Source organism: Liquorilactobacillus capillatus DSM 19910, assembly GCF_001434915.1.
GTDB lineage: Bacteria > Bacillota > Bacilli > Lactobacillales > Lactobacillaceae > Liquorilactobacillus > Liquorilactobacillus capillatus.
This window is the reverse complement of sequence record NZ_AZEF01000027.1, coordinates 271,475-288,650: the sequence shown is the minus strand read 5'-3', so window position 1 is coordinate 288,650 and position 17,176 is coordinate 271,475. Positions and strand designations below refer to the sequence as shown.

General features: G+C 37.7%; 14 protein-coding genes and 1 other annotated feature. Of the genes, 12 read left to right on the top strand and 2 right to left on the bottom strand.

The genetic code is table 11. The annotated features are described in order from the left end of the window. Positions 1-120 precede the first annotated feature (120 nt). The 6 genes from tuf to FC81_RS07050 all read left to right on the top strand — a co-directional run bounded on the left by tuf (position 121) and on the right by FC81_RS07050 (position 8,581). Positions 121-1,308, top strand: a complete 1,188-nt coding sequence (gene tuf / locus FC81_RS07075) for an elongation factor Tu (protein ID WP_057744843.1) — start codon at positions 121-123, stop codon at positions 1,306-1,308. Between the two features lie 380 nt (positions 1,309-1,688). Continuing rightward, on the top strand, positions 1,689-2,996 hold the full coding sequence (gene tig / locus FC81_RS07070) for a trigger factor (protein WP_057744840.1): 1,308 nt from the start codon (positions 1,689-1,691) through the stop codon (positions 2,994-2,996). A 189-nt stretch (positions 2,997-3,185) separates the two neighbouring features. Continuing rightward, a complete protein-coding gene (clpX, locus tag FC81_RS07065) occupies positions 3,186-4,433 on the top strand; it encodes an ATP-dependent Clp protease ATP-binding subunit ClpX (RefSeq protein WP_057744837.1) in 1,248 nt (415 codons plus the stop codon). Between the two features lie 225 nt (positions 4,434-4,658). Further along, positions 4,659-6,080, top strand: coding sequence for an NADP-dependent phosphogluconate dehydrogenase (gene gndA, locus FC81_RS07060; RefSeq protein WP_057744834.1), 1,422 nt, complete (start codon positions 4,659-4,661; stop codon positions 6,078-6,080). A 270-nt stretch (positions 6,081-6,350) separates the two neighbouring features. Further along, complete coding sequence (locus FC81_RS07055; RefSeq protein WP_057744831.1) at positions 6,351-7,037, top strand: response regulator transcription factor; 687 nt, start codon at positions 6,351-6,353, stop codon at positions 7,035-7,037. A 59-nt stretch (positions 7,038-7,096) separates the two neighbouring features. Continuing rightward, complete coding sequence (locus FC81_RS07050) at positions 7,097-8,581, top strand: HAMP domain-containing sensor histidine kinase (protein ID WP_057745079.1); 1,485 nt, start codon at positions 7,097-7,099, stop codon at positions 8,579-8,581. A gap of 228 nt (positions 8,582-8,809) precedes the next feature. Here FC81_RS07050 and yidC read toward each other — a convergent pair whose 3' ends face one another. Together yidC and FC81_RS07040 are read right to left on the bottom strand one after the other, a co-directional pair. Beyond that, a complete protein-coding gene (gene yidC, locus FC81_RS07045) occupies positions 8,810-9,742 on the bottom strand; it encodes a membrane protein insertase YidC (protein WP_057744828.1) in 933 nt (310 codons plus the stop codon). Positions 9,743-9,875: 133 nt separating this feature from the next. Then, positions 9,876-10,148, bottom strand: coding sequence for an acylphosphatase (locus tag FC81_RS07040; RefSeq protein WP_057744825.1), 273 nt, complete (start codon positions 10,146-10,148; stop codon positions 9,876-9,878). A gap of 116 nt (positions 10,149-10,264) precedes the next feature. Here FC81_RS07040 and FC81_RS07035 point away from each other — a divergent pair, with 116 nt between their 5' ends. The 6 genes from FC81_RS07035 (at position 10,265) to mltG (ending at position 17,172) form a co-directional block, all read left to right on the top strand. Continuing rightward, positions 10,265-11,029, top strand: coding sequence for a TrmH family RNA methyltransferase (locus tag FC81_RS07035; RefSeq protein WP_057744822.1), 765 nt, complete (start codon positions 10,265-10,267; stop codon positions 11,027-11,029). A gap of 101 nt (positions 11,030-11,130) precedes the next feature. Further along, entirely contained in the window at positions 11,131-11,631 is a 501-nt protein-coding gene (locus FC81_RS07030; protein WP_057744819.1) for an HD domain-containing protein, read from the top strand. Between the two features lie 94 nt (positions 11,632-11,725). After that, on the top strand, positions 11,726-12,058 hold the full coding sequence (locus FC81_RS07025) for a winged helix-turn-helix transcriptional regulator (RefSeq protein WP_057744816.1): 333 nt from the start codon (positions 11,726-11,728) through the stop codon (positions 12,056-12,058). A gap of 45 nt (positions 12,059-12,103) precedes the next feature. Next, positions 12,104-12,337: a binding site (T-box leader), on the top strand. Positions 12,338-12,414: 77 nt separating this feature from the next. Further along, positions 12,415-13,464 (top strand): phenylalanine--tRNA ligase subunit alpha, encoded by a 1,050-nt coding sequence (gene pheS / locus FC81_RS07020; RefSeq protein WP_057744812.1) that lies wholly within the window; start codon positions 12,415-12,417, stop codon positions 13,462-13,464. Positions 13,465-13,476: 12 nt separating this feature from the next. Next, positions 13,477-15,888, top strand: coding sequence for a phenylalanine--tRNA ligase subunit beta (gene pheT / locus FC81_RS07015; RefSeq protein WP_057744809.1), 2,412 nt, complete (start codon positions 13,477-13,479; stop codon positions 15,886-15,888). 138 nt (positions 15,889-16,026) lie between these two features. Then, positions 16,027-17,172 carry an endolytic transglycosylase MltG gene (gene mltG, locus FC81_RS07010; RefSeq protein ID WP_057744806.1) on the top strand — a complete coding sequence of 382 codons (1,146 nt, stop codon included), beginning with the start codon at positions 16,027-16,029 and terminating at the stop codon, positions 17,170-17,172. Positions 17,173-17,176: the final 4 nt, after the last annotated feature.

The window sequence follows — 17,176 nt, the reverse complement described above, 5'->3', positions numbered from 1 at the left end:
TTTACGGGATAACTAAGACTTGGTATTTTCGTGTAGAAGTAGTATAATAAAAGTTAAAGGATTATCGGCAATTGTTTCTGTTGCGGATTTTTCTTGCAAAAATACAGGAGGTTCGTATTAATGGCAAAAGAACATTATGAAAGAACAAAACCCCATGTAAATATTGGTACAATCGGCCATGTCGATCATGGGAAAACAACTTTAACAGCTGCAATTACAAAGGTTTTGGCAGCAAAGGGCTTAGCAAAGGCTGAAGATTATGCTGCAATCGATGCTGCCCCAGAAGAACGTGAACGTGGTATCACGATTAACACTGCTCACGTTGAATATGAGACAGAAAAACGTCATTACGCACATATTGATGCCCCAGGACATGCTGATTACGTTAAAAACATGATTACTGGTGCTGCTCAAATGGATGGTGCTATCTTAGTTGTTGCTGCAACTGATGGTCCTATGCCACAAACACGTGAACATATCTTACTTGCACGCCAGGTTGGTGTTGAATATATTGTTGTATTCTTAAACAAGTGTGATTTAGTTGACGATGAAGAATTATTAGACTTAGTTGAGATGGAAGTTCGCGAATTATTAAGCGAATACGATTTCCCTGGTGATGATATTCCAGTTATCCGTGGTTCTGCTTTGAAAGCCCTTGAAGGCGATGCAGATGCAGAAGCTAAAATTCAAGAATTAATGGATACAGTTGATGAATATATCCCAACTCCAGAACGTCCAACTGACAAACCATTCTTAATGCCTGTTGAAGATGTCTTCACAATTACAGGTCGTGGAACTGTTGCTTCTGGTCGTATCGATCGTGGGACAGTTAAAGTCGGTGATGAAATCGAAGTTGTTGGTTTAAGAGACGATGTCTTGAAGACAACAATTACTGGTTTGGAAATGTTCCGTAAGACACTTGACCTTGGTGAAGCTGGAGATAACGTTGGTGCGTTATTACGTGGTGTTAACCGTGAACAAGTTGAACGTGGACAAGTTCTTGCTGCACCTGGTTCAATCCAGACACACAAGAAGTTCAAGGGTGAAGTTTATATCTTGACTAAAGAAGAAGGTGGACGTCATACTCCATTCTTCTCAAACTACCGTCCTCAATTCTACTTCCATACAACGGATGTTACTGGTGTTATCGAATTGCCTGATGGCGTAGAAATGGTTATGCCTGGTGATAACGTAACATTTACAGTTGAATTGATCGCTCCAGTTGCTATCGAAAAGGGTCTTAAATTCACTGTTCGTGAAGGTGGCCGTACAGTTGGTGCTGGTGTCGTTTCAGAGATTGACGACTAATAAGAGATTAAGCCTAAAAAGTTCGGATTTTTCCGAGCTTTTTTTGTAGGGAAAATAAAAGATCTTTTTAGTAAAGATTAAATAGTTAATCAGTCTAAATATAATCCGTATTTGCTTAGTGTAAATTTATTAATAATGAGTAAGTTGAAGGAAAAAGTAGTGTATTTTTAAGTTATAATTATATGAACAAATGAGAAGACTAGATCGAAATTTAATTTTTGACCTAGTTTTTTCGTTAAAGAGATGTTCTTTTAGTTAAATTAAGCGGTTTTTGCTTTTTTTAGCAAGATTTATTTACAATTTGCTTCAACTACGGTAAACTAACTTAGTATGCAATTAGTAAATAAATTGTACAAATTTTTTCGCTCGGAGGGAAAATAATGTCTACAAAATGGGAAAAACAAGGTGCAAACACTGGTAAATTAACCTTTGAAATTACACCTGATAAAGTAAAAGAGGGCTTAGACGCCGCTTTTAAACGTGTTAAGAAAAATTTAAATGTTCCAGGATTCAGAAAAGGTAAAGTACCTCGTCAAATTTTTAACAAAATGTATGGGGAAGAATCACTTTATCAAGATGCATTAAACATTTTACTTCCGGATGCTTATTCAGCAGCTGTTAAGGAGGCAAAAATCAAGCCAGTTGACCAACCAAAAGTTGATGTTGAAAGCTTGGAAAAAGGTAAAAACTGGGTTCTGTTTGCAGAAGTAACAGTTGAACCTGAAGTTGAACTTGGAGAATACAAGAATCTTGAAGTAACACCACATCCTACACGTGTTCTTGTAGCTGATATTGAGGCTGAACTTGAAAAGAAACGTCAGGAACAGGCTGAATTAGTCTTAAAAGAAGATGAAGCAGCTGCAAAGGGTGATACAGTTATTATTGATTTTGAAGGTAAAATTGATGGTGAACCGTTTGAAGGCGGGAAAGCTGAGAACCATTCCCTTGAATTAGGTTCAAATTCTTTCATCCCAGGTTTCGAAGAACAACTCGTTGGTCATAAAGCTGGTGAAAAAGTAGCCGTTAAAGTTACTTTCCCAGATGATTACCAAGCAGAAGATCTAAGAAGTAAGGAAGCCGTTTTTGATGTTACGATTCATGAAGTAAAAGAAAAACAACTTCCAGAATTAGATGACGATTTTGCTAAGGATATTGATGAAGAAGTAGATACCCTTGAGGAATTAAAAGCAAAGATCAAAGATGAGCTCAAAGAGAAAAAGGTTGCTGACGCTAAAGCAGCAATCCAAGATGAAGCCATTGATTTAGCAGTTGCTAATGCTAAAATTGATGAGATTCCTTCAGCAATGCTGGAAGATGATATTCATCGTCAAATCGATCAATACTTGGCTGGAATGCAACAACAAGGTATTAACGCAGAAACATATTATAAATTAACAGGAACAACTGAAGCTGATTTGCATAAGCAATTTGAAAAAGATGCTGAGAAACGTGTTAAAACGAACTTGGTATTAGAAGCAATTGTTGCAAGTGAAGATGTTGATGTTACTGACGACGATATCAAAGCTGAAATCAAGAAATTAGCTGAACAGTATAATATGGAGCCTAAAGCTGTTAGTTCAGCCTTAAGTAATGACATGTTGAAGCATGATATTGCTATCCGTAAGGTTGTTGATGAAATAGCTGATTCTGCAAAGCAGACTCGCGAAAAAAAGACAACAGATAAATAAATAGCTAATTAAGTTTATAAATAGCTGATCACGTTGGACTTTTTATAGCCAACGTGATTCTTTGTTTAATGCTAATAAAGATAATTTAATTAGTGCACAATGACTTAACAATCAACTGCGAACTAACTAGTAGCGTTTAGAATATTAGTTTGTTAAAATGTAGGGATAAAGGTGGTAAGGGGGATAAAAATGTTTGAAAATACGGATAAGAATGGACCGGTCGTATGTTCATTTTGTGGTAAGTCCCAAGACCAAGTTAAAAAGATTGTTGCGGGTCCCGGAGTGTATATCTGCAACGAGTGTATTGATTTGTGTAAAGAAATAATTGATGACGAGTTTAAGGCACAAGCTACCGAAGAATTATCAAATGTTCCGAAACCACGTGAAATAGTTAAGATTTTAAACCAGTATGTTATTGGTCAAGAACAAGCTAAAAAAACGTTAGCTGTTGCTGTATATAATCATTACAAACGTGTTAATGCGGCACTAGAGGACACTAATGATGATACTGAACTGCAAAAGAGTAATATTTGTTTGGTAGGACCAACAGGTTCAGGTAAAACATTTCTGGCACAGAGCCTAGCCAAGATTCTACGCGTCCCTTTTGCAATTGCTGATGCCACTACCCTAACAGAAGCAGGTTATGTGGGTGAAGATGTTGAAAACATCCTCTTAAAATTATTGCAAAATGCTGATTTTGATGTTGACCGTGCTGAACGTGGAATTATTTATATTGATGAAATTGATAAAATCGCTAAAAAGAGTGAAAATGTTTCTATCACGCGTGATGTTTCAGGTGAAGGCGTCCAACAGGCGTTGCTGAAGATTTTAGAAGGAACTGTCGCTAGTGTTCCGCCACAAGGTGGACGCAAGCATCCACAACAGGAATTGATTCAGATCGATACAACGAATATTTTGTTTATTGTGGGCGGAGCTTTCGATGGAATTGAGACTATGGTTAAAAATCGTTTAGGTGATAAAGCCATTGGTTTTGGTGTTGACACGAAACAGTCTTACGATGAAAGTAGAAGTTTGATGCAACAGATTATACCTGAGGATCTCTTGAAGTTTGGTTTAATTCCTGAATTTATTGGAAGATTGCCAATTCTGACAGCACTTGAGAAGTTACGTGAGGATGATTTAGTTCGTATTTTAACTGAACCTAAGAACGCTTTAGTTAAACAATATGCTAAATTATTAAAACTAGACGAGGTGGGCTTGAAGTTTGAGCCTAGCGCCTTAAAAGAGGTAGCACGTTTAGCAATTGAACGTAATACTGGTGCCCGTGGGTTACGCTCAATTATTGAGAATACGATGCGAGATATTATGTATGAAATTCCTAGTCGTGATGACATTAAAAAAGTTATTGTCGATAAGAAGAGTGTCGATGGTAAACACCTACCTAAATTAGTTGCAGACGATAAAAAAGCTTCATAAATATTTTAAATTTTTCAGGGATTGTAACAGAATTATTTTGTTATGATCTCTATTTTTATGTTATGGTTGTCTCATAGTAAGCGGATACTCAAGGGATATATTAAATTTATCAAAGTAGCATTAAGATTTACTGCTTTAGTAGGTTAATTTTAAGAATGCCGCTTTAATTTTAGTCTTGTTTTTGGTAACATTAGAAAGTAAGTGAATAATGTAGGAGGTTTGATCATGGATAAGCCGCAAATAGGTGTAATCGGTATGGCAGTTATGGGTAAGAATCTTGCTCTTAATATTGAAAGTCGTGGTTACACTGTTGCTTTATATAATAGAACAGGTTCAAAAACAGAAAAGGTGGTCGCTGATCATCCTGAAAAACATCTGGTTCCGAGTTATTCAATTGAAGAGTTTGTAAATTCTTTAGATACTCCTCGACGAATTATTATAATGGTTAAGGCTGGAGCACCAACTGATGGAATGATCAAGCAATTACTTCCTCATTTAACTAAAGGTGATGTTCTGATTGATGGTGGAAATACCTTTTTTGAAGATACTGTCCGTCGTAATGCTGAACTTGATCAATCTGGAATCAACTTTATTGGGATGGGTGTCTCCGGTGGTGAGAAGGGTGCGCTTGAAGGTCCATCGTTGATGCCTGGTGGGCAAAAAGCTGCTTATGATTTAGTTGCACCTATTTTGGAAAAGATTTCAGCTAAAGCAACTGATGGAGCACCATGTGTTACTTATATTGGTCCTGATGGTGCGGGCCATTACGTTAAGATGGTTCATAATGGGATCGAATATGGTGATATGGAATTAATCGCTGAAAGCTATAATTTATTACGGAATGTTTTACACTTAGAAGTTGAAGAAATCGCAGCCATTTTCAAGGACTGGGATAAGGGTGAATTAGACAGTTACTTGATGTCGATCACAGCAGATATTCTTACACGTAAAGATGATGAGGGAACAGGTAAACCTATTATTGATGTTATCCTTGATCGTGCCGGTAATAAAGGAACGGGTAAGTGGAGTTCACAAAGTGCTCTTGAATTAGGTGTTCCGCAGTCATTAATAACTGAATCTGTGTATGCTCGTTACATTTCAGCTTTGAAAGATGAGCGTGTGGAGGCTCACAAAGTATTGTCTGGACCAGATAACACTAATCTGAAGATTGACAAAAAAGAATTTATTGAAAAAATAAGACAGGCCTTATATTTCAGTAAGATTATGAGCTATGCACAAGGCTTTGAACAACTTCGGGTTGCATCTGAACATTATAACTGGGACTTAAAATATGGTGATCTAGCGATGATTTGGCGTGAGGGCTGTATTATCAGAGCACAATTCTTACAAAAAATCACGGATGCCTTTAATAACGACAATAAGTTAAGTAATCTGATGTTGGATCCATACTTTAAGGAGATTACAGATAAGTACCAAGTAGCTGTTCGTGATGTAGCTGCTCTTGCAATTAAAGCTGGAGTTGCAGTCCCAGGGTTTACATCTGCAATCACATATTTTGACCAATACCGGTCTGAAGTTTTACCTGCCAATATAATTCAGGCTCAAAGAGATTATTTTGGAGCACATACGTATGAACGTACTGATAAAGCAGGGATTTATCACTATGAGTGGTATCATGAAGAATAAATAATTTGGTAGTCTTAGCAGTTAAAGTAATGTTTGAACAAGTTACAGGCTAGTGTGCAAGTTGGTTAGTCTTTTACGTATCTATTTAAGTGAAAGAGCAATGGATCAAAAGGATTCATTGTTTTTTTTAAGGTTTAGTTTAAGTAGAGAAAGTATAAGAAGCTTACAGCTAAGGTAGCGACTAATTTTATCTTTTATGTTAAATTAACCCTAGTTAGTACTAGTGTGAATATTTTTTTAAATAAATGGAAAGTTATAGGAGTGTACACAATGAGTCGAATTTTAATAATTGAAGATGAAAAAAATCTTGCTCGCTTTGTTGAGCTTGAATTACAACATGAAGGGTATGAGACGCAGGTCCATTATAATGGGCGGACAGGTCTTGAAGCAGCCTTAGAAAATGATTGGGATGCTATCTTGTTAGATTTGATGCTGCCAGTCTTAAATGGACTTGAGGTTTGTCGTCGTATTCGGCAGACAAAGAATACTCCGATTATTATGATGACCGCACGTGACTCAGTGATAGACCGTGTTTCTGGGCTTGATCATGGGGCGGATGATTATATTGTTAAACCATTTGCGATCGAGGAGTTATTAGCACGTTTACGTGCACTTTTGCGGCGGATTGATATTGAGAGCGAACAAAATGCTTCAAAACAAACGAAGGTTACGTACCGCGATCTAACCATTGAAAAAGAGAACCGGGTTGTTCGTCGTGGGGACGAGATCATTGAATTAACTAAACGCGAGTACGAACTATTACTGGCGTTAATGGAGAATGTCAATATTGTTTTAGCGCGGGATGTCCTTTTAAAAAAGGTTTGGGGATATGAATCACAAATTGAAACTAACGTAGTTGATGTTTATATTAGGTATCTTAGAAACAAGATTGATCGTCCAGATGAAGAAAGCTACATTCAAACTGTTCGTGGAACTGGGTATGTGATGCGTTCGTGATCAATAGAAAAAAAAAGAAAATAAAGAATAAAAAACGCAGTTATCGTTTTTCTTTGCGAATGAAGTGGTCAATCGGAACTGGAATAGGTGTCTTATTGATATTTGCTATTTTTGCTGCGTTATTATATCAGAGTTTTTCGAATATATTACTACGTCAGGAAAAACAATATGTTACTGATGCAATTGCAGTTGTTTCTGGGCGTTTAAGTCGCGAAGATGATGAACTTACGACTAAGCGGGTTGGTCCATTACTTAGTTCCGATTTTAACTCCGTTGGGGATAGAGAAGAGCGCCCTTTTAACTTGTACTCGGACTCGCTTTTTGTTACTTTGTCACGGAAGAATATTGGTGTTAGTGTCTATAATCTGAGCGGAAAAAGGCTGTTTGCTTCACGTCGAGTTCCAATTAGGTTTGAACAAACAGGGGCGTCTGAAAAGACACAAGAGGTCAAAGGAACTAATATTTACGTTAGACGAAGTCCGATCTATACTAAACGAGAACACCGGCTTTTAGGTTATATCCAAGTTACCAACCGGTTAGTCGAATATGATGCAACACGGAACAAACTTCTGTTGATTTTTTTAGTTTTTGGAATAACAGCTGTTTTAATCAGTTCTTTACTTGGCTATATTTTATCGTTATGGTTGTTGCGGCCTATAGATGACATCAATAAAACAATTGATCGAATTAATGGGGCAGAAGATGGTGATCCGGTTGCCAACATCAGAGTTCCCGCGATGCGGCAAAATGATGAGCTTTCAAATTTGGGAACACTTTTTAATGATATGCTTGATCAAATGCAACGTTATATCGAACAGCAACAGCAATTTGTAGAAGATGTTTCGCACGAATTACGGACGCCAGTAGCGATTATCCAAGGACACTTAGAGCTACTGAATCGGTGGGGAAAAGACGATCCGGAAGTCTTGGCAGAATCAATTGCAGCTTCATTACAAGAGATTAACAGGATGAAAAGTCTAGTACAGGAAATGCTTGATTTATCCCGTGCTGAACAGGTTGAAATTCACTTTGGCAAGGAGATCACGGATGTCCGTGAAGTGGCTTTACAAGTATTTAATAACTTTAAAATGATTAAACCAGACTTTGTTTTTGTACTGGATGATGATTTGAATGAACATACTGATGTTCAAATGTATCGGAACCATCTAGAACAGGTATTGATTATTTTAATGGATAATGCGGTTAAGTATTCGTTAGGGCGGAAGGAGATTCATTTATCAGTTGCAAAGAATGCTAGGTATGTTGATATTGCAGTTCAAGACTTTGGTGAAGGAATCTCACAAAAAAATATCGAACGTGTCTTTAACCGCTTTTATCGGGTAGATAAAGCCCGCAGTCGTGATAAAGGCGGAAACGGTTTGGGGTTATCGATTGCCCAACGCTTGATTGAAGGTTATCATGGTAAACTAACAGTTGAAAGTGTACTTAAGCAGGGATCAGTTTTCAGAATCTCATTGCCACTTGTTCAAACGGATTTTGAAGAAAAAGATTCAACAAACCAAAGTGAGCTAGAAAAAAGTTAATCGTTTGGTAAATCAAAGGTCATTATAACAGTCAGCTAGTATTTTAAAAAAGCTTAGATCAAAGTAACACTTGATCTAAGCCTTTTTAATTTATGGTATCTTCACACTTACGAAGACGAGGAAAGCAGCATTTAGAAAACAGAAAAAAACCAGTTAGAGTTAAGTTTGTTAATTCTAGCTGGCTAAGTAGTTAGTAATATAAATTAAGTTTTTTAAAGACTATTATGATCAACGGTGTTTCTTTTGCTTGCCTGCATTACGTTTACGATTTGTAGTGTGAAGGTTACTTGGAGCAGGGGGAGTCTTAGTTGTAATGGTTTTAGGTTTGGTAGTAACCGTGTTAGTTACAACAGACGGTTTCTTGGAACCATTCTTTTTCATTTGTTCTTGAATCTCGGCACGAATCTTTGGACGCATCATATTGATCAGGACAGTTTGGATACATGCAAAAATACCACCAATGAAGAAGTAAAGTCCTAGACCTGCTGGAGAAATAATTGTCATGAAAGTAATCATAATGGGACTGATCAACATCATAGACTGCATTTGTTTTTTCTGTTCTTTCGGTATCCCAATGGTTGAAAGATAACCTTGGAGTGCATAAACGATGAAGGAAAGGACAGTGAATACAAAACTAGTTTTACCTAAATTAATTCCCATAAAGTAAGAACGTGAAAGTTCAGGCGAATATTGGATAGCTGCATATAAAGCTGCAAAGATCGGCATCTGAATTAGAATAGGAAGACATCCAATCCCACCAGTCATCGAAATACCGTTATCACGGTAAACTTGCATCAACTCTTGACTGGCAGTTGCCTTTTCTTCTTGAGTTCGAGCTTCCTTTTGCCGTTTTTGGACAGAGGCGAGTTGTGGTTTAACAGAGGCCATCTTTTCTTGCTGAATAGTTGCGTTCTTGGATTGCTTAAGCATGACCGGCAATAAGGCCATTCTGACAATAAATGTGATGACGATAATTGCCCAACCATAGCTTCCACCTAGATGGTTTGACAGCCATATTAGTACATGCTGTCCAGGAATAGCTAAGTGATCGTAAATCAAGCCGTAAGGTTTACCACTCTTTGTTCGCTGGACACAGCCGCTAAGAAATAATGTAATAGTCAAAACAGCTGGGATCAAGCTTAAATGTTTTAGTTTTTTCATTGTTCATACCCTTTCAAATAAACTACGTGTATAACTATACTGTATTACCCTTTCTTTTTCAATCAACTGTGCGAATTGATCAGTATAGATGTAATTTCTTAAGAAAAAGTATTAAAAGTATTAAAAAATGTTTTTAATAAGTGACCTGAAATGAAGAATAATCACGCGGTGGAATTTTAGTAACGATAAGTTTTTCAACTTTGCCGCTGGGGGTAGGTGAAGCTTTGATATTATTAATAAATTTTTCTAGAATGGTAGATTCACCTTGAGCTTCAATATAAACTGATCCATCATCTTGATTGCTAACAATACCGCTAATCTTGAGTTGATCCGCAACTATTTTAGTACAGTATCTGAAGCCAACACCTTGGACACGTCCGTAAACACGCATTTTGACTGCCTGCATAGTAATCTCCTTTCTGACTTGTACTTTAAACTAACTTATTATATATTCAGTATAAACGAAGAACAGTCTAAGATGCTATACTTACACTTTAAGCTGAAGATGTGAGAGGAAAAATAATGAAGGTAATTCAATCACCGCAAAACAAACAAGTTAAAGAATGGAAAAAGCTAGCTACAAAAAAAGGAAGGCAAAAGCAAAAAGCTTACCTTTTAGACGGTTGGCACTTAGTCAAGGAAGCATTAGCAAAGAGTATTATCATTAAAGAATTGTTGGTAACAAGTGACTTTAAATATCTTGATGAGCTAACAAGCCTAAATAAGGACCAGCATGAAATTATCTCAATTTCGGATGAAGTCGCTAAAGTATTAAGTGAAACTCCTAGTCCACAAGGTGTTTTTGCAGTTGTCGCTCTTGAGCCAGCAGCACAACCACCACTTCAAGGGGCATGGCTCATGTTGGATGCAGTTCAAGATCCAGGTAACATTGGGACGATGGTTAGGACTGCTGATGCAGCCGGATTTACGGGAGTGATTTTTGGCGATGGCACAGCTGACATCTATCAGCCAAAAGTTGTCAGGGCGATGCAAGGAAGCCAATTTCATATTAGTTTATTAGCAGGCCCACTAGATGAATGGGTTCAAAAGTTTTCTGCTCAGCAGGTACCTGTTTATGGGACAGAATTAAATCCGGCGGCTAGACCATACAATAAGCTGGGAAAACACCAGAATTTCGCTCTTATTATGGGGAATGAGGGCAACGGAATGAGCCAGCAGATTCTAAAGAGGACAACGGCTAATTTGTATATTCCAATAATTGGACACGCTGAATCATTGAATGTTGCAGTGGCAGCTGGAATCTTGATGTTTCAGTTAAAAGCGTAATTATTTAAGTTTATCTAAATATAGGGGATCTTAGTCCTTTTAGATTGCAAATTAATTAAAATCAGTTATTATATATATATAATATTAAAAAGGGGAATTGCATGAAAACAAATGAATGGCGTGATGACTCTGAATATATGGATTACGTTGGGGATTTGCTTGAGAAACCGGAAGTTCAAAAGTTAGCAGAATTTAAACAGCATTATTTCTCTAATCGATTGGAACATTCGATTTCAGTGTCATATGATAGCTACCGTATCGCTAAGAAGATGCATTTAAATGCGAGAGCTACTGCACGGGCTGGGTTACTGCATGATTTGTTTTACTATGACTGGCGAACGACCAAGTTCAATTCTGGAACACATGCATGGATTCATCCTCGAATCGCAGTTCGGAATGCAGAAAAGATAACAACCTTATCAAAATTGGAAAAAGATATTATTATCAAGCATATGTGGGGAGCAACTTTAATGCCACCACGTTACTTAGAAGGATACATTGTAACTTTTGTCGATAAATATGAAGCTACATCTGAAGTTGGTGTTCCATTACTTGAACGTTATGAGACTCGAGTTAAGCACGGTTTTGGTCTTATCAAGTAGTAGTACCTAAAGGAAGATCTGCATATTACGTGTTGTGGATCTTTTTTTGCATTGTAATTAATTTAAGACAATGCTTTACAGTGGAGGTGATTTGATGGTTAAAGTGATCAGTAGCTATGAGCAGTGCCCTTTTTTTGAAAAGACATTCAGTATTTTAGGTCGGAAGTGGAACGGACTTATCATTGATGTTTTATTAACAGAAGGCCCCCAGCGCTTTAAGGATATTGCAAGTAAAGTTCAAAAGTGCAGTGACCGTGTCTTGGTTGAACGTTTAAAAGAGTTAGAAGAGGCAGGACTGATCCAGAAAAAATCATTAGAAGACAGTTGTCGGTCGTGCTATTGTTTAACAGAGAGTGGGCAGGATCTAAAAGATATCATGCATAAACTGCATAGCTGGTCTAAAAGATGGTACGATAAAGATTGCTAAATGCGCTTGACGAATGTGTGATTCAAGTTTAGAATAATGAACTAGTAAAAGACGAAGACGGAAAAAAGTATGGTTGATATTTAAGTATCCAGAGAAGGACATATCTGCTGCAAGTGTCCTACGAATATCTCCTGAAGTTCACTTCCTGAGTTGCCACTGGGATTCGCAAGATGAATAGTGTGCCGGCTGTTTCATAGTCGTTAGCATGTTAAGTGTCAATATGTTTAAGTAATTAAGGATATTGGAACAAGGGTGGTACCGCGAGACCTCGTCCCTTTTTAAGGGATGGGGTCTTTTTGTGTTCTTATAAAAAATTAAAGGGCAATAATTGTTTTGAAATAAAGGGGAGAAATACTTTGGGATTAAAAGATAAGTTAATGGAATTACAACAGAAAGCACTTGAAGAAATTAGTAGTGCAGAAGACTTGAAAAAGATCAACGATATTCGTGTCAACCTCTTAGGCAAAAAAGGACCAATTACAGAAGTCCTACGCGGAATGCGCGATTTACCAAAGGAAGAACGACCTAATGTCGGTAGCTTTGCTAATAAAGTTCGTGATGAGCTAACTAATGCAATTACAGAAAGAAAAGACCGGATTGAAGCACTCAAGACGGCTAAACGTCTAGAAGAAGAAAAAATTGACGTTACTTTGCCAGGTGTACCAGTTAAAGCTGGTCAACCGCATATTATTATGCAGGTTATTGACCAGATTGAAAAACTCTTTTTAGGAATGGGCTACCAAGTTGTTGATGGACCCGAGATTGAAGAAGATCATTATAATTTTGAAATGATGAACTTACCAAAAGATCATCCAGCACGTGATATGCAGGATACCTTTTATTTAACTGATAATAACTTGCTGATGAGAACACAAACCTCACCAGTACAAGCACGAACAATGGAGAAACATGATTTCTCTAAAGGGCCGTTAAAAATGATCTCCCCTGGGAAAGTATATCGTCGTGATACAGATGATGCGACACATTCACACCAGTTCCATCAAATCGAAGGCTTAGTGCTGGATAAACATATTACAATGGCTGATCTAAAGGGAACACTGCAGCTCATTGCACGGACTATTTTTGGTGAAGAACGTGAAATTCGTTTACGTCCAAGTTATTTTCCATTTACAGAACCTTCTGTTGAAGTTGATGTTTCTTGTTTTAAGTGTAATGGTAACGGCTGTTCAGTATGTAAAGATACAGGTTGGATCGAAGTTTTAGGTGCTGGGATGGTCCATCCCAATGTTCTTAAGATATCGGGGATTGATGCTGACGTTTACGGCGGCTTTGCCTTTGGACTCGGACCAGACCGTTTTGCAATGCTGAAGTACGGTGTTGATGATATTCGAGAATTTTACTTGAATGATGTTCGTTTCTTAAAACAATTTTCGCAGAGAGGGTAGGATAGATTAAATATGAAAATTTCAACGAAATGGTTAAGTGACTATGTCAATATAGATGTTGAGCCCCAGGTTCTGGCTGAAAAAATTGAACGAACAGCGGTTGAAGTTGACGATGCTTACCGCTTAGAAAAGGGCTTGAAGAAGATCGTTGTTGGAGAAACATTAGAAGTTAAAAATCACCCAAATTCAGATCACTTACATGTTTGCCAGGTTAATGTTGGAGCAGAAGAGCCATTACAGATCGTTTGTGGAGCGCCTAATATTGCAGCACACCAAAAGGTGATCGTTGCATTACCAAACTCCCGGATTGCAGATAATGTCAAAATAAAACGGGGAAAGATGCGTGGTGAGGTTTCTGAAGGGATGATTTGTGCCTTACAGGAGATCGGTTTTTCTGAGAGTGTCGTTCCTAAGGAATTTGTTGAAGGAATTTATGTGCTGCCAGCTGAGGCAGAGCCTGGAAAACCAGTTTATCCATACCTAGGGATGGATGAAGATATTATTGATTTGGATGTAACACCCAACCGGGCTGACATGTTAAGCATGCGTGGAACAGCGTATGAACTAGCGGCTATTTATGATAAGAAAGTCTCACTGCCAACTCCAGCAATTAAGGAAACAGCGGCTGAAAAAACAGCTGACTACGTTGAAGTTACCGCTGATTCAGATCTTGCTTCAACATACTTAATGCGAGTTATAAAGAATGTCACGATTAAAGAGAGTCCGATGTGGTTGCAGAAGCGGTTATGGAACGCCGGTGTTCGTCCAATCAATAACGTTGTTGATGTGACAAACTATATTTTGATGGACTATGGACAACCATTACATTCTTTCGATTATGATAAAATCAGTGGTAAACAAATAACTGTTCGTCTTGCTAAAGCGGGTGAACAGCTAACGACGATCGATGAACAAAAGCGGGAATTAAGTGCGGCTGATATTGTAATTGCTGATGAAAAGGGACCAATAGCGTTAGCAGGGACAATGGGTGGACAAGATACGGCGATTGACGAGAAAACAACGACTGTAGCTCTTGAAGCAGCAGTTTTTAACCCATCCTTAGTGCGTAAAACAGCACGAAAATATAATTTACACAGTGAAGCTTCCATGCGATTTGAGCGCGGAATCAATCGCCAGACGGTTGCAGAAGCTCTTGATGCGGCAGCACAGCTGATTGCAGATCTAGGTGAGGGTGAAATTACAGCAGGTATTGCACAGGGAGCACTTGAAAATATTGCCTCTGTTGAGGTTAAAATTACACTTACAAAAATTAATAAGGTCTTAGGAACCAAGTTAACTTCAGAAGATGTTGAAGATATCTTCAGACGTCTTGGCTTTGGAGTGAAGGTTGATCAGGACTTATTTACAGTCTCGATTTCACCACGTCGTTGGGATATTAGCATTGCAGCAGATCTAATTGAAGAAGTCGCTCGAATTTACGGTTATGATAATTTACCAGCAACATTGCCAACAGGTGAACTGGTACCAGGGCATTATACCCATGTCCAAAAAATGATTCGTGAGACACGTCAGATTATGGAAGCTGCCGGGCTTACCCAGGCAGTTTCATATGGATTAACAACAGCTGCTAAAGCTAAGTCTTTTCTTATGCAGCCTTCAGAAATAACACAGTTAAGTTTCCCGATGAGCTCAGACCGAACAACAGTACGAATGAATTTGATCAGCGGATTGTTAGATGATGTTGCTTACAATGTAGCGCGTAAAGTTAATGATGTTGCTCTTTATGAACAAGGTCGCGTTTTTTATCGTGAAGAAGGAATCAGTCGCCCGACAGAAGTAGAGCATATCGCGGGAGCATTGACAGGGCTTTTTGAGACGGCAACTTGGCATGATGCGAAGATCCCAGTTGACTTCTTCTTGACCAAAGGGATCGTTGAACATATGCTTTATTCATTGGGAATCACAACTGGGATTCGCTTTGTACAAACAACAGAACATCAAGAAATGCATCCGGGAAGAACAGCAGATATTTATGTTGAAGACAAATATCTCGGCTTTGTTGGTGAGGTTCATCCAACGGTTGCTAAGGAATATCACATTGACCGGACCTATGTTTTTGAATTGGATTTACAAAAAATAGTTGAGATGCCAAAACAAAGTGAAATTTATACACCAGTTTCAAAATACCCTGCCATTACACGTGACGTAGCGTTAGCTGTTGCTAAAACCGTTGAAAATGATGCAATTATCAACGCTATTAAGAAAACTAGTGGTAAAGATTTAGCCAAAGTTGAGTTATTTGACGTATATGAAGGTAAGCATATCGCAGCTGATTATAAATCATTGGCCTATAAGTTGACTTATCAAAATAAAGAAAAGACACTTCTTGACGAAGAAGTAACCAAAGATTTTAACAAGGTAGTTGCCAAACTGAAAGAAGAATTTAACGTTGAAATTCGTTAAGCTAGTCAAAAAAATTAGGAAAAGCCTCCGTGTGCTTTTATAGATATAATTTCTTTACTGTTTTTCTATTATTCTTAATGAAAATTAAATAAAGTTTTTGTATAATAGAAAGGGTACTTTTACGAACGGAGGGATAATTTGGATAACCAGGAAGATAACAACATCAACAATAAAAATAGCAACAAGAATAAGTCAAAACAAACGACAATTGCGCGTAAAATAGTTGTTGGCGTTGTACTTGTTATCGTACTATTAGTGATTACAGTTGGTGTAATTGGTTATCGCTATGTAAATAGGGGCTTACAGCCGTTAGATTCAAAAAGCGATGAAAAGATAGAGGTTAAGGTACCGATTGGGAGTACGACAAAACAGATTGGAAGTATTCTAGAAGATAAAAAAGTGATAAAAAGTGGTTTTGTTTTTGACTACTATGTTAAAACTAAAAAATACGGACAATTTAAAGCCGGCTATTATGAATTGAAACCCTCAATGACATTAAAACAGATTTCCCAGAAATTACAAAAGGGTGGTAGTAGTGAGTCGAGGTACACAGGTAAAGTACTTGTTCGTGAGGGTGTGACAGCCGACTCGATCGGTGATGCAGTTGAAGCCAATACGCGGTTTTCTAAGAAAGACTTTTTAGCATTACTAAATAATCAAGCGTTTGTTGATAAGTTAAAAAGCACATATCCAGAGTTGTTGACATCAGCAGCTAGTGCCAAAGATGTTCGGTATAAGCTTGAAGGCTATCTGTATCCAGCAACTTATTTTGCAGGCAAAAAAGTTTCTTTGGAAGAACTGGTTACCAAGATGGTTGCTAAGACAAATTCAGTTATGGAACCGTATTACACTGAGGTAAAGAAACGGAACATGTCAGTCCAAGAGGTTATGACATTAGCCTCTTTAGTCGAACGTGAAGGTGTAACTGAAAAGGACCGTTACCGTATCGCAGGAGTTTTTGAAAACCGTTTGGATAAGAAAATGATGATTCAATCAGATATCTCAGTTCTTTATGCATTGGGTAAACACAAGAAGAATGTTACCTATAAAGACCTCAAAGTTGATTCGCCGTATAATCTTTACCTTCATCAAGGGGTTGGACCAGGACCGTTTAATAATCCTAGTTTGACTTCGATTAAGGCCGTTTTGAATCCGGCAGAACGTGATAAGGGATATCTGTATTTCATCGCTAATATGAAGACTGGAAAAGTTTACTATTCTAAAACCTATGAACAGCATCAGAAATTAACGGATAAGTTAAGTAAAGAAAACGATGCCAAGTAATGTA